Here is a 14447-nt window from a genome sequence, read left to right on the forward strand (position 1 = left end):
TTTTTATCCAGATTCTTCCTCGTCTACTAGAGCTTCTCGATAGGCGCGGCCACTAGCATAAGACGCACAACACCCGAGGATCCGAAGTCCACTAATGCAGTAGTACTAGGCCCTGTGCCCGATACTTCCATAACCTTCCCCAAGCCGTACTTGTCGTGTACTACCCGATCCCCTTTCTCCACACTAATAAGGGAGGTTCTACGCGGACTTGCTGTCTTCGGTGCAATCCGACGAGTTTCGACGGGGCTACCCCACCGCTTTTGTACATCACCATAACGACCACTACGGGATTTATCCCCACGTCCGCTGTGGTTCGCACGATTACTGCGGGATCCCCACGACTGTCCAGAACGGCTACTAGAACCCCAGGAACGGCCAGACGAGCCGTAACTCCAATCATCGTCATCGGCGATTTCTGGGGCTTCTCTCGATACGTTCAGAAGGTCTGCAGGAATCTCATCGAGAAAACGGGACTGCGGATTCGACTGTGGTTGTCCCCAACTTGAGCGAACAACAGCTCTCGTAAGGTACAGTTTCCGCTTCGCTCGAGTAATTCCTACATACGCCAGCCGACGCTCCTCCGAAAGCTCATTATCGTCCGCTAACGCTCGCATATGCGGGAACATACCTTCTTCCCAGCCTGTAACAAACACAACGGGGAACTCCAGGCCTTTCGCAGAGTGCAGCGTCATAAGCGTAATCATGCCGTCGTTCTCATCGGGGATCCGGTCGGTATCCGAGGCAAGGGAAACGCGTTCTAGGAAAGCGGCCAGTGACCCTGGTTCAGCTAGCCCCTCTGTTCCCTCATCAATAGTCTCTTTACTAACTCCATCAGCATTACTGTCGTCAAAACTCTCTTCCAGTGCTCGCAGGGACGCCGCGTCAGCAGAGAACTCATGTGCAACTGAAACAAGTTCTTTCAGGTTATCGAGACGAGACTGATCTTGCGAGTCATTAGAACCCTCCAGACTTGCTCGATAGCCAGAACGGTCAATGACCATTTCAACGATCTCACCAAGATCAGGCAGCGATCCTTCTCCCGCTGTATGATCCCTCCCTGCAATATGGTGCTGAATATCAGTCATAAGCTCAACAAAGCTAGCAATTGATTTCTCTGCACGGGAATTAAGGAAAGGAACAACACCCTCTTTTGCTCGACAACATGCCTCCCATAGGGAAATTCCTTGCTGTTCCGCAAAAACCGCAAGACAACTAATAGCTCTATCACCAATACCACGACGTGGTGTGTTGATAATTCGACGCAGACTCACGGTATCTGCTGGGTTCTCTAATACCTTGAGGTAAGCCACGATATCTCGCACTTCCATTCGCTCATAGAAGCGCGTACCGCCAACAACTTTGTACGGTAAACCAGTACGAATGAAAGCATCTTCTAGAGGACGTGACCCGTTATTCGTTCGATAGAAAATCGCTATATCGCTATAGGACACGCCTTCATCATGCAGTTTGTCGATCTCATTGCCGATAAACCGAGCTTCATCATGCTCGTTATCCGCAACATAAAGATCAATAAGAGGACCATCTCCAGCATCTGTCCAGAGATTCTTTTTTCGGCGTCCCTCATTGTTATCGATGACAGCGTTAGCAGCCGACAGAATATTCTGAGTTGAACGGTAATTCTGCTCCAGAAGAATAGTGGTCGCATTCGTAAAATCACGCTCAAACTCCACAATGTTGCGGATAGTGGCGCCTCGGAATGCGTAAATGGACTGGTCTGCGTCACCTACAACGCATAACTCAGCTGGCTCAACACCATTGGTCCCATCACCCACTAGCGCTCGAACCAGCATGTATTGGGCATGGTTCGTATCCTGATACTCGTCAACTAAAACATGCCGGAAACGCCGCTGATAATACTGCGCAATATTCGGGTGGGATTCTAGCAGCGCAACCGTTTCCCCAATAAGATCATCAAAATCGAAAGCGTTAGCTGCTCTTAAACGTGCCTGATAGAGACCATAAACCTCGGCAGCTACTTTATCGAAGTGTCCCTCGGGTGCATCGGCGGCAGCGGCCTCCGGATCGATAAGTTCGTTCTTCCAATGAGAAATACGATTCGCTAAAACCTTAGGGGCATACTTCTTGGAATCTAGGTTAAGCTCCTTGATGATCATAGCCAGTAAACGTTTAGAATCATCCGCATCATAAATAGTGAAGCTACTATTCACGACATCTAGTTCTGCAGCTTGTGCACGAAGAATGCGCACACACATGGAGTGGAATGTGGACACCCACATGTAATTCGCTTCTGCGCCAACAATCTGTTGAACGCGCTCCCGCATTTCTGCTGCGGCTTTATTGGTGAAGGTAATCGCTAAAATTTGCGATGCCCGTACCGGTTGAGTTGCCAATACATAGGCAATACGTCGTGTAAGAACGGTAGTTTTTCCAGAACCTGCCCCGGCCACAATAAGCAATGGTGTACCACTATGCCGAACAGCTTGCTGTTGTTGTGGGTTAAGCCCCTCTAACAACTGGTCTGCATTCTGCTGCTGAAAACCTCGCAAGACTGTTTGTGCTCTATTTAATTGCGCAGTATCCGATTGCACAGTATCTAATTGCGCAGTATTGAATTCAGCCACGGTTGCGTCATCAAAGAGCTGAGGGGACTGGGGAGGCTTTGGGTCAGTAATCATATCGCTCATAACGTCCTCCAATTTAGTGGAACATCGCCTTATTGTTGTGATCCGACCGTATTGTGTAGGCCGAGACATTTGTATTTACGTGGAATAATAAGGGTATGGCGAATACTACTCATGCACCGCAGGACTCGAGTTCTTCTCGTAAGGAATCGGATAAGCGTTTGCACAGTGATCCAACTGGCGCTACCGATGAATTAAGTGCGGCAGAGATTAATGAACTTCGCCAAGAGATCGATCACCTCGATCATGTCATTTTGGAAGCTATTCAACGTCGTACTGAAATTTCTCGAAGAATTGGCCAAACGAGAAAAAAGAGCGGCGGTCCACGTCTTGTTCACAATCGTGAGCTTAAAGTCATTGAGCGGTTCAACGCACTTGGTAAAGAAGGCCATCAGTTAGCTTTGTTGCTGCTTCGTCTTGGACGCGGCCCGTTAGGCTAGTTACATTTGTCCTTGCAATACAATCTGTTTCGATTAAGTTCTGAAACTTTATAGCACAACGTTCAACACGTAATGGAGAAATAATAATGACCGATGTCACTCCCATCGATATCACTACTACTCCCGCGTGGAATGACCTGCTTGCTCATTTCGCCACTGTGAAAGATCTTCACCTCCGTGATATCTTCCAGGCCGATCCGCAACGTGGCACTGAACTCACGTACCAGGTGGGCGACCTCACTGTCGATCTCTCCAAGAACCGCGTCACTCGCGAAACACTGAAGAAACTTATCGCAGTTGCCGAAGCTGCCCAGATACCAGCTAAACGCGATGCCATGTTCGCCGGTGAACACATTAACTGCACTGAAAACCGCGCCGTACTCCATACCGCACTACGACTCCCTCGCGATGCGGAACTCGTTGTTGATGGACAAAACATTGTGGCGGACGTCCACGACGTCCTTGACCGCATGCATACCTTCACCGACTCCCTCCGCAATAAAGAATGGAAGGGATACACCGGCAAGAACATCACGACAGTTGTCAACATTGGTATCGGCGGCTCAGACCTAGGCCCTGTCATGGTGAACCTAGCACTGCGTCACTACCAGGATGCCGGTATCTCCGCACGCTACGTTTCCAACGTTGATCCCGCCGACCTTGTCGCTAAAACCGCCGATCTTAATCCAGAAGAGACCCTCTTCATCATTGCCTCTAAGACCTTCACCACGCAGGAAACCATGACCAATGCCGCAGCAGCACGTCACTGGCTCATGTCCGGACTGCAGAACATTACCGGCAGTGAGGTAAGCGACGATGCTATTGCACGACACTTCGTCGCTGTTTCCACCAACGCGGAAAAAGTCTCCGCCTTCGGTATCGATACCCAAAACATGTTCGGTTTCTGGGACTGGGTCGGTGGACGCTATTCTGTCGATTCCGCTATTGGTCTGTCCGTTATGACAGTGGCCGGCTACGACAACTTTATGCGCTTCCTTGACGGCTTCCACACGATGGATGAACACTTCCGTACCGCTCCGCTAGCGGAAAACGTGCCAGTTCTCATGGGTCTATTAGGCGTATGGTATTCCGATTCTCACCTCTTTAATGCCGACTCTAAAGCCGTTCTCCCCTACGTCCAGGATCTCAGCCGCTTCCCGGCCTACCTGCAGCAACTCACCATGGAATCCAATGGTAAGTCTGTTCGTGTCGATGGCAGCCCCGTTACTACCTCCACCGGAGAAATCTATTGGGGTGAACCTGGAACTAATGGTCAGCACGCTTTCTACCAGCTACTGCATCAGGGCACCCGTCTTGTTCCTACCGACTTTATCGCTGTTGCACAACCACTCGATGATCTCCCCACAGCTGACGGCACCGGCTCCATGCATGACCTCCTCATGAGCAACTTCTTCGCACAGACCAAGGTTCTTGCTTTTGGTAAGACTGCTGCAGAGATTGCTGCCGAGGGGACCCCTGCAGAACTGGTCAACCACAAGGTCATGCCAGGAAATCGGCCATCCACGTCTATTCTGGCTACTCGTCTTACTCCTGAGGTTGTTGGTTCTCTCATCGCACTCTATGAACATATTGTCTTCGTCCAGGGCATGATTTATTCGGTCAATCCCTACGATCAGTGGGGTGTGGAGCTTGGCAAGAAGCAAGCTGGTGACCTCCTCCCCTTCATTACCGGTGATACAGCTGTGCCATCTGTTTCCACAACAGATGCAGGAGTTACCCCCTCTGGAATGGATTCTTCTACTGCAGCTCTTATCTCTCGCTATCGTTCTCTCCGTGCTGATGCACGGAAGTAACATCACTTACCTCCTATTCTCACTAGACTGAGAATTAGGCTACTGAAGGAATTAGCAATGAGTCTCAAACTTGATGATGTAACTCTTGCACAGCGTATTGCTGCTGGTGCTGGAGATATTCTTAAAGGTGTCCGTTCCGGCGGTTTATTGCGTGGGCATGAACTTGGAGCTGCCGGCGATGAGCTTGCTCAGCATTGGATTGCGTCCGTCCTTGCTGCACATCGCCCTGATGATGGCATGCTTTCGGAAGAAGCTCCCGATGAGGTAGAAGAGCGCCTGTCCAAAGATCGTGTCTGGATTATTGATCCGCTCGATGGCACGCGAGAATTCTCCAATGGCCGTCTCGATTGGGCCGTTCATATCTCCATGGTAGAGAATGGCACGCCTGTGGTTGCGGCTGTCGCTATGCCAGACCTTAACCGCGTATGGCATACGTCTAATGTACGAGCGGTAAAGGGTCCCTATGCTAAGAGGATCGTCATTTCTCGTACTCGCCCTCCGGCATGTGCTGATTATGTTGCGCATGCGCTGGGATCTGAATTGCATCCTATGGGTTCTGCTGGCGCTAAGGGAATGTCTGTTCTTTTAGGAGACGCTGACGCTTATATTCACTCTGGTGGACAGTATGAATGGGATTCCTGCGCTCCGGTGGGAGTAGCTCTGGCAGCGGGTCTCCATTGCTCACGCCTAGATGGTTCCCCACTGGTGTATAACCAGGAAGATACCTACCTTCCTGACCTCCTTATTTGTCGTAAAGAAATTGCTGGAGATATCTTAAAGGCCGTTGCCGAATTTGAGGCTAGTAACAAATGATCCCTACGCCCTACGAAGATTTACTCCGCGAAGTACTCAATAATGGTGCTCCTAAAGCGGATCGCACAGGAACCGGTACACGGAGTATTTTTGGGGCGCAGCTGCGTTATCACCTAGACGATGGTTTTCCCCTCATTACGACAAAGCGGGTTCACATGAAATCCGTTGTCTATGAGTTGTTATGGTTCCTGCAGGGCAATACCAATGTGAAATGGCTGCAGGAGCATGGCGTCTCTATCTGGAATGAATGGGCCGACGAAAATGGCGATTTAGGCCCTATTTATGGAGCACAGTGGCGTTCTTGGCCAACACCTAATGGCGAGACTCTTGACCAGATCAGCGCATCATTGGAACTTTTACGAACTGATCCAGACTCACGCCGTAATATTGTTTCAGCCTGGAACGTGTCTGACTTACCCCGCATGGCTCTTTACCCTTGCCATACTCTGTTCCAGTTTTATGTCGTAAACAATAAACTCAGCTGTCAGCTGTACCAGCGCTCTGCAGATCTGTTCCTAGGTGTCCCCTTCAATATCGCCAGCTATGCTCTACTCACCCATATGACGGCACAGCAAGCTGGGTTAGGTGTGGGAGACTTCATCTGGACAGGTGGAGATTGTCATATTTATAACAACCATATTGATCAGGTAACGGAACAGCTTTCGCGAGCACCTTATCCGTATCCCACGCTTGAATTACACAAGGCTGACAGTATTTTTGACTACCAGTATGACGACATTACTATCGTCAACTATCAGCACCATCCGGCTATTAAAGCTCCCGTGGCGGTGTAATAGTGATCGGTCTTATCTGGGCTCAGTCCACTAATGGATGGATTGGGAAGAACGGTACTATGCCATGGCACGTACCCGAGGACTTGGCTCACTTCAAGCACATCACTGGTTCAGATCCAGTGGTGATGGGTCGTACTACCTGGGATTCCCTCAATCCACGCTTCAAGCCTCTTCCGGGTCGTCATAATATTGTCCTTACCCGCAATACAGAGTGGTCTGCCGAGGGAGCGATCACAGCCCACTCTCCTCTAGAAGCATTGGAAACTGCTGAAGGATTGACACACGACGGTGACTTTTGGGTTATTGGTGGATCACATGTCTACCATGAGTTTATGCCGATTGCTCATCGCTGTGAGATCACGGAACTAGATCTTATTGTGTCGGGGGGCGATGCCGCAGCACCACGGCTTGATTCAGAAATTTGGCAGGAGATTGCTGCTACACAGTGGGAACTTTCCAGTAGCGGAATTCGCTACCGTTTTCTTACTTATGATCGGGTTTCTTTGAGTAAGTAGTTGAGCACGATATTCGGTTGACGACATCCAGCAGAGTCTTTTTATGAGGCCTTTATGAGGATAAGGAAGATCCGTTCAGCCACCGATATCTGAATCGAAAAACTCATCTATATAAAAATTGACAAATATTTTTGATTTATTTAAAAACATTTTTTTACTAGTACTTGCCAAAAAAGCGCCTACTGACGCAATTACTGAATACACACAGACTAATAAATAGTTAGAATCAATATATTCAAATAATTCAGTTTATTTTCTAAATAATTCTTAATAACAACATCGACGGCATTTTTAATCAGTTATTCGCACTACTGTCGTAACGAAAAAACATATGGAGCATGTCTGTCATGATTAACGAAATATGAACACAATAAATAAGTGAAATGCAGGGATTTTCTAGAAAAATTGATATGGAAACAAAAATACATTTCTTGTATTTTTAATTCCAACAAAAATGTCATTTCCTATTTTGTTATTCTGAAAAGTGAGTGTTTACTAAGAGGCGAACATTCACTTCCTGTACCTTCACCCCAAGGAGTTTTCATGAAGCTTCGCCGTTTTACGGCCTCCACCTTGGCCGCCATCACCATTATCGGTGCATCCTTCGCGACAGCTAACGCTATCCCGATTCGTAAGGCTGGAGCTGACTACACCACTACCACCGAGGATAACCTCACTCTCAACATCAAGCGTACGAACGAAAAATTTGATGTAAAGCTACCGGATAACCTCTCCATCCTTTCCCATCAGACTTTCCTCGATACTAAAGGTCTTGCCACCATTGAGGGTGCCACCGGTAAGGCTGTCGATGCCCACATCATGATCGGTTATCAGCTTGGCTGCATGATCGATGTCTCTGAAGGACAGACGATTCAGTTTGGTGCTCCTAAACTCACCACGAGCCGTGAACTACAGCACGCCATCAACATCATGCCAGGCATTAAAGGTGAAGGCAGCGCAGATGGTGGCGGCGGCGAAATCAGCGGTATCGGTCACACCACCACTCTTACCCCCAAGCACAACCTCGAGATTCCTCTGGGACCGGATGTAAAATTCAACCTGAAACCAGGACAGATTATTACTTTCCTCGTTGCAGAAAAGGACGTTAAGGGCAATAAAGGTGCTCTACGCTACGTCGGAGAGCCTATCAATGTTGATGGCTGCCTAGGATTCGCCTCTGTGCGCTCCTTCGTCACTCTGTGGACTAAAGCTCCCATCGAAGATTCCAAGATCACCACGTGGGGCAGGGTCACCCGTTTCTAAAAGCCAAGCGGATACGGTCAGTTTAGTTGCACCGTTCTCACTCTTACAATGCCCCCTTTTGTAGTGAGAACAACTGACTGTATCCGCATTCTTCTTGCTTGATTGGACGACCATGCTGCAACGTAATTCTTTATCATTACTCCTCGCTGCCAGCCTTCTGTGTACAAGTGTCGCCACCAGTCCTTCTGCTTTCGCAGCATCCTCTACGAATAACTCAGGCGGATCTCGTCAAACTATGACAGATACTGCCATTAAGAAGTCACGCAACAGTTATTCCGTTCCAGATGTACAGCGTACGGTTACCACAGAGGACGGTGAAAAAGTTACTTTAGCGAAGAAGAATGAGCGCTTGTACCGTACTGCTCCGTTAAACCACAACGCTTTTACGCATGAAGTACGAGTGAGCTTACAAGGACTCGCTACTGTGACGGGCGCCCCCGAGAGCTCCGCGCATACACTGGCAGTGGGCTACATTATGGGCTGCCAAATTGATGCTTCTCGACCTGGCAAACTAGAGGTGTCAGTGCCCATACAAATTAGTCCCTTTATTCCTGTCCTTGGGCGGGAAGGCGACTATAGCACTCCCGATTTTAAGACGACCGGCAAATCTTTTGGCCTCAATCTATTGCGGCCAAAACTATGGCACGGCTACGCGAAGAACATAACTCTTAGTAAGAATGTTACTTTTGGCGTTAACATAAGGCCTGGCCATATCAGTAAGGTTTCGCTGGCTAGCTTCTCTTTCCACGGTAATCGTACAAGCTGGGCAGACCTTCGTGACGTACACTTGTTCGTTGATGGGTGCCCCGGTAACGTTTCGCTACGCTCGTATGTCGAATACCAGGATGGTGTCGATAATCTTGGTAGCGATCCAACGTCTACCTCAAAATCTAAAAATGGTGCTAAAGCACAGCAACCTACTCCTGCTGGTAAGCCTAAGAAGGCTCCAGGTGCCAAAAGAATGAGTGCTGGCAAGAAAATGCTAGCGAAAGTTCTTACCCCCTCTCGCGTCAATCCAGACCGTACTACTGAACCCAGTAGCGGCAAAAAGGATGGCACTAGTGCACAGTCAGCAGCTAAAACACCTCGTGACAAGTCACGAGAAAAAGCTGAGGACGCAAGTACACAGGCACTCGCTTCGGTTGGACATCCTGCTGGAGCAAAAGCCAACCAGGAGAATAAGCACCAGAGTTCTCAACAGATCGAAGGGCTTAAATTCACTATTCACGGTGCTGTACGGTGGATGTCCACGCTACTCCCACAGACGGATCTTCCTACCGATAATAGGAATCGTCATAAAGAGATTCATAATAAGGTGTGGCGACCAATTAACAAGTACATTAGACGCGTTATTGTGACGCTTACTAAGCCCTCTGCGTCGGCCGGAACACCGTCTCCTAAGGGGAAGAGCCTGTCATGACTATAACTCCTCGTCCTCGCTATACTATTCGACGCGGTTCTCGTGCAGCTTTAGCGCTGGCTGTTACTACAGGAATTCTTTGTAGTAGTGCGCCAGCTGCTCAAGCTGAATCACTCGTTGGTCCAGCGGCTTTCCAGAATGGAGTCAGCTCGCGCGCTGTTGATATAGATGGTTTACTTCCAACTTTCTTGCAACGACACGTTAGGTTTGACAACCAGAAACGGACATTCATTAACCCTGAGAAGGGCAAAGTACAGTCCATTATTCGGAACAGCGGTTTTCATAATTCTTCTGCTCTCTTCGGATTACACCGAAATGGCGACATCACGCTGGAAGTAAGCACTCGTGTGGATCCTTCCTATGCAGTTGCCTACTACTATGCAGGCGTGCAATTCGGTTGCTTCGAAGGAGTAGGGAATCCCCAAGTTCGTACTGTTGTCGATGACAATACGAAGATAGTCGTTAATGGAAAATGGAAGTCCAAGGCAAGTACCTATCCCATTACTGACTGGTTAAAACAGACAGCAATTACTGCTTACAAAGGTGCAATTGCTGGTGCAGAATGTGGTGCTAGCGAAGGTCCCGGCTGTGCTGAGCTAGCAAAATGGGCAGCGACGGAAGTACCAAAGGAAGTTGTTGATACTCTCGACTTGCCACGTGTTTTCACTAACTACCGCACAAAAGACAGCAGAATGGAGCTAAAGACCAAGGTTACTCGTACATTCTCTGTGAATGTTACGGGTGGTCAGACATCCATCGTTCCTTTCTACTTTGTCCGGTATAGCCCCGGTTGGAACACTATTCGTATAACGAATATGCACTTGCGTAGTGCAGGGTGTGTAGGCCCCGCCTACCTACGTCCTTTCGTTGTCACTTTAGGCCGTACTAAGTCCGGGAACTATGTGAACTACCAGCTTATTGGTAATTCATACCCCTTCTACCCCAATAAGATGTTCCGCATGGGTTTCTAATTCTTCACCCACTAAGACACAACAACCGTGTGCCCCAGTAATGCTACTGAGTATTACTGGGGCACACGTTATTTCAGTTTCTTACCTTTTATCTGTACTTCTCATTACGTCTTCTGACGCTAACACGATGATAGACGTCCCCAGTCTGATGGATCGATATCGAAACGATGGAAAAGTCTCTCCTCAAACTTCTTCCATCCTTCTTTAAGAATGAACTTCTCTTCACTTGGTCCAATGGGGAAAATCCACACCATTGCCACAGGCCCGTATTCGGTATTACATGTGGGGAAATCTGTATCAAACATCTTCGGCATGGATGCATACACTGCGTGTACACCAGCCTCTGGCGGTAATGGACCAATAACCTGCCCACGGAGTATCGGAGTAGCTGTAGTATCAATAGCTTCCGCTACTGCCCCCATAACACGCTCTGCCTCAAAACGATCTTGTGGATCGCAGAGCGTAAATAATTCCAAACGCAGCTTATGATGCGTCTGTGGAGACACTAGGGGGACAAAACTAAGGCCTACCGTCCACACGGATACAAGTCGTTTAGCCTTATACGAGACTGGCATTCGCGACAGTTTACGAGAGGGGACTTCTGAAAATACGACAGTCCAGTGCGCATGTCGAGACCCCGGCACAGAACCGCGAATACGGCCCAGCCTCTCTTCCATATGAGCAATGACTGCTGGTTCCATTCCCTACCTTCTCGTCCTAGCGTATGCCGGTACGGGGATGTAAGTGCCCCAGATAGGATTCGAACCTACGACACCTTCTTTAGGAGAGAAGTGCTCTATCCCCTGAGCTACTGGGGCTCAGTTGTTTTCTACTTTAATAGACGAATCAATAAGTCTGTTATTACCAATCTGAATTTTAATGACCTGAACGCTCTTGAGCCGCCTTTTTTACGTCAAGAGCATGTTGCTCTTCCTCAAAACGTGTATGCGTTCGTTCCCACACGAACTGCCGCTCACCTTTCAGTACTCCAGCTATCCACCAGAAGATCTCTACCAATATGGCCCCACAGACGCCTGCTAACAATCCCCACTTCATTAACTCTCCATTAGTTGCATCCAAGAAAAATAGATGAGCAGTAAAGGGCCATAGGAAAATAAGTGGGTACATCGCAGCTGATAATACAACCAGAAGGATTTTCCACCACTGCAAAGGCCGAGCAACCACGCACAATACCCATGTAGCAGTAACGATAAGCGCCGACAAAGTAGCGGTCGATATTTGTGTCTGTAGTGTATCCGAGATGACACCATTAGCGTCCTTGTAGACACTACGAAGCACCATATATGTAGTGAAAGAAACGGCACTAATAATTACTCCGGATGGTACTGCAAGCCACAGTACACGCTGTACAAAGTGGCTTTTAGCACGAGCATTATTAGGTGCTAGCGATAGAAGGAAGGCGGGAATACCAATTGTGAACCAGCCAGTAATCGTGACATGGATAGGTTGGAAAGGAAACGGCACACTGGCAAACACGACGAAAAGAGCCAATAGTACGGAATAAACCGTTTTAGTGAGGAAGAGATTAGCTACTCGCTCAATATTGCCGATAACTCGACGCCCCTCCCCTACTACAGATGGCAGTGTGGCAAAACGGTTATCTAGAAGGACTATTTGTGCCACTGATCGGGCCGCTGATGCCCCCGAGCCCATAGCTACCCCAATATCAGCATGTTTAAGCGCTAAGACGTCGTTAACGCCATCACCTGTCATTGCGACAGTGTGTCCGTTATGCTGCAGTGCCTGCACCATTAAACGTTTCTGTTCGGGAGTAACCCGTCCAAAAACTGTATGGCTTTCAACATCTTTGGCAAACTTTACTGTTTCTTGAGAGTACTCATTGCGCCGCTCTTTTCCCCTCTCCTTATCACGACTGTCCGAATAACTATTGTCCGGAATTTTAGGAAGTGAACGGGCATCCAGAGGCGCATCAGCAGCAACCATATTAAGTTCTCGTGCAACTGCACCCACAGAATTCGCATTATCGCCAGAAACAACTTTGGCGTCTACACCCTCATGCTGAAAATAGTCGAGGGTATCAGCAGCGTCCGAACGAACCGACTGCTGTAGAACAACTAAAGCCGCTGGAGTAACAATGCCAGCAGAAACAAAATCGTCCGCTGGCGTATGCGCCAAATCTTCTACGGGCTTAGAGGAGCGAGCAAGTAACAGAACCCGCATACCGGTAGAACCAACTTCGTCAGCAGTAGAAGCCGCTTGTGAGCCGGGTTGAGCAAGGACATCAGAGGCTCCAAGCATCCATTCACCCTGTTTTCCAAACCCCATTGCTGACCATTTTTTATCTGAAGAAAATGGGACACAACTAGTGCGAACCCATTCTTCGGATATCATTGCCGCATTGTTATCACGAGACTTCGCCCAGTCTGCAATAGCCCGCATTGAATCATTAGGGTGCTCATCCCCCACTGCCATAGCGATAAGCGCTTGCTGCGCCATATCTGCCAATTTTTTGTCATCCGCGACAGTATCCACAGGGATAATTTCTTTGAACGTCATAGTGTTATTCGTTAACGTGCCAGTTTTATCTGTACACACCACATCAACACGGGCTAGCCCCTCAATAGCAGGGAGCTCCTGAACAAGACACTGTTTTTCCCCTAACCGAATAACACCTACGAAAAAAGCAATCGACGTCATCAGCACCAGTCCTTCTGGAACCATAGGGACTAATGCAGCAGTCATAGAAAGCACCGACTCTTTCCACGGCTTACCTGTTTGACAAAGCTGAGTATAAATAGTCGCTAATCCAGTGGGAATGAGCAACCACGTAATAACTTTAAGAATCTTATTGATCCCCGACATGAGCTGAGAATTAGTAAGGCTAAACTGTGATGCCTCGGCGGCAAGTTTCGCTGCATAAGCATCAGTTCCTACTCTTGTCGCCTGATAAACCCCACTACCGGAGACAACAAAGCTCCCCGAAAGAACAACGTCACCAGAATCTTTATGAACCGGATCGTTCTCTCCCGTAAGAAGAGACTCATCCACATCGAGTGCTTGTGCAGAAAGTATTTCACCATCGACAACAATCTGCTCACCAGGAGACAAGACGATGAGATCCCCTTCGACCAGATCCGTAGCTGGTATCTCCACTGCCGTAGAGTTTTCTTGCTGCAGTGTATCGTCTGTGCTGCTCTCTGCAGGACTATCTGCAGCGGACTGAGTAGAGGACTCTGTACTGCGACGCTGCACAGTTGGTTTTGTTTGCCCCACTATTGACAACTTGTCGAGCATTCGTTTCGCCCGGATCTCTTGGATAATGCCAATAGCTGAGTTCGCGATAATCAAAAGGCCGAAGGCAGCATTAATGATGGAACCTGTGCACAGCACAATGACAAACAGCACACCAAGCATGGCATTAATTCTGGTAAATACATTTGCCCGAATTATTTCTCCGACACTACGCCCGGCGCGAACCTGATGATCATTACCTTTCCCTGCCGCACGTATCTCGTGGACTTGCGCCTCTGTTAATCCTCCTGCTGGGGTATGCTCCACTCCGTCGGGAATAGCGGCGAGAGTAGCAGCGGAAAGTTTCTGATCAGTCATGGGTGCCTTTTTACCTCTAAAAAGAGGTGTTTTCTCGGGGAAAGCCAGCAGTGTAATTCACTAATGCTTTTAGCCTAATTGATTTCTACAGATAATGGTGGGGCCTATAAATTCACATTTAGCGCTCTAACAGTCATAATGTGAATGTGACTAGTCAAGATTC

11 protein-coding genes and 1 tRNA gene are annotated in these 14447 nt (G+C 48.5%); 8 read left to right on the forward strand and 4 right to left on the reverse strand.

The features are described from left to right. Positions 1-26: 26 nt before the first annotated feature. Positions 27-2666: a DNA helicase PcrA gene (gene pcrA / locus QZV76_RS02220; protein ID WP_290595609.1), complete on the reverse strand. Its 2640-nt coding sequence runs from the start codon at positions 2664-2666 to the stop codon at positions 27-29. A 95-nt stretch (positions 2667-2761) separates the two neighbouring features. Here pcrA and QZV76_RS02225 point away from each other — a divergent pair, with 95 nt between their 5' ends. The 8 genes from QZV76_RS02225 to QZV76_RS02260 all read left to right on the forward strand — a co-directional run bounded on the left by QZV76_RS02225 (position 2762) and on the right by QZV76_RS02260 (position 10693). Beyond that, on the forward strand, positions 2762-3103 hold the full coding sequence (locus tag QZV76_RS02225; RefSeq protein WP_290595611.1) for a chorismate mutase: 342 nt from the start codon (positions 2762-2764) through the stop codon (positions 3101-3103). A gap of 86 nt (positions 3104-3189) precedes the next feature. Further along, on the forward strand, positions 3190-4917 hold the full coding sequence (pgi, locus tag QZV76_RS02230; protein ID WP_290595613.1) for a glucose-6-phosphate isomerase: 1728 nt from the start codon (positions 3190-3192) through the stop codon (positions 4915-4917). A 57-nt stretch (positions 4918-4974) separates the two neighbouring features. Continuing rightward, positions 4975-5730, forward strand: coding sequence for a 3'(2'),5'-bisphosphate nucleotidase CysQ (locus tag QZV76_RS02235; protein WP_290595615.1), 756 nt, complete (start codon positions 4975-4977; stop codon positions 5728-5730). Then, the gene (locus tag QZV76_RS02240) at positions 5727-6524 is read left to right on the forward strand and encodes a thymidylate synthase (protein ID WP_290595617.1); all 798 of its coding nucleotides are present in this window, start codon (positions 5727-5729) and stop codon (positions 6522-6524) included. Before QZV76_RS02235 ends, QZV76_RS02240 begins: the two co-directional genes overlap by 4 nt. 2 nt (positions 6525-6526) lie before the next feature. Next, positions 6527-7039, forward strand: a complete 513-nt coding sequence (locus QZV76_RS02245; protein WP_290595619.1) for a dihydrofolate reductase — start codon at positions 6527-6529, stop codon at positions 7037-7039. A 543-nt stretch (positions 7040-7582) separates the two neighbouring features. Next, the gene (locus tag QZV76_RS02250; RefSeq protein WP_290595621.1) at positions 7583-8302 is read left to right on the forward strand and encodes an MspA family porin; all 720 of its coding nucleotides are present in this window, start codon (positions 7583-7585) and stop codon (positions 8300-8302) included. A gap of 94 nt (positions 8303-8396) precedes the next feature. Continuing rightward, a complete protein-coding gene (locus tag QZV76_RS02255) occupies positions 8397-9722 on the forward strand; it encodes an MspA family porin (RefSeq protein ID WP_290595623.1) in 1326 nt (441 codons plus the stop codon). Continuing rightward, positions 9719-10693 (forward strand): hypothetical protein, encoded by a 975-nt coding sequence (locus QZV76_RS02260; protein WP_290595625.1) that lies wholly within the window; start codon positions 9719-9721, stop codon positions 10691-10693. Before QZV76_RS02255 ends, QZV76_RS02260 begins: the two co-directional genes overlap by 4 nt. A 119-nt stretch (positions 10694-10812) precedes the next feature. Here the strand turns inward: QZV76_RS02260 and QZV76_RS02265 are convergent, their stop codons facing one another. From QZV76_RS02265 to QZV76_RS02275, 3 genes are all read right to left on the reverse strand, one after another. Further along, the gene (locus QZV76_RS02265) at positions 10813-11394 is read right to left on the reverse strand and encodes a suppressor of fused domain protein (RefSeq protein WP_290595627.1); all 582 of its coding nucleotides are present in this window, start codon (positions 11392-11394) and stop codon (positions 10813-10815) included. 44 nt (positions 11395-11438) lie between these two features. Then, positions 11439-11511: transfer RNA gene (locus QZV76_RS02270), tRNA-Arg, on the reverse strand. Between the two features lie 58 nt (positions 11512-11569). After that, positions 11570-14284, reverse strand: a complete 2715-nt coding sequence (locus tag QZV76_RS02275) for an HAD-IC family P-type ATPase (RefSeq protein WP_290595629.1) — start codon at positions 14282-14284, stop codon at positions 11570-11572. Positions 14285-14447: the final 163 nt, after the last annotated feature.

Source organism: Lawsonella sp. (assembly GCF_011525565.1).
Taxonomy (GTDB): Bacteria; Actinomycetota; Actinomycetes; order Mycobacteriales; family Mycobacteriaceae; genus Lawsonella; species Lawsonella clevelandensis_A.